At 66.2% G+C, this 272-nt stretch carries 1 pseudogene; it reads right to left on the bottom strand.

Annotation, left to right across the window (positions count from 1 at the left end):
• Positions 1-272: pseudogene (locus CVH10_RS20570) on the bottom strand (VirB4 family type IV secretion/conjugal transfer ATPase); the annotation flags it as partial.

Below are 272 nucleotides of genomic sequence, written 5' to 3'. Positions count from 1 at the left end.
CTTCCAGCGCCGCCCCTTCCCGCGCCGCGACCATGCCGGTGTCGGCCAGCGCCGCCCGCGCGATCGACATATTGTCGCGCAGCCCTTTCAGGCTGTCGGAATAGACCGCGAGCGTGAAATGATGATCGCCCAGGACGAAGCGGTTCGACATGAGATCATCGGCCGCGTCGACGAGATCGAGCATCTGACTGACGGCGCGATCGTCGGCATTCTCCATCTGCTTTTGCCGCAGCCGGAACCGCTCCGACGCCGCAGCGCGGCCGAGGAAGGTG

Origin of the sequence: Halomonas sp. ND22Bw (genome assembly GCF_003011945.1) — a bacterium.
GTDB lineage: Bacteria > Pseudomonadota > Gammaproteobacteria > Pseudomonadales > Halomonadaceae > Halomonas > Halomonas halophila.
This window is presented reverse-complemented; position numbering and strand designations above follow the sequence as displayed.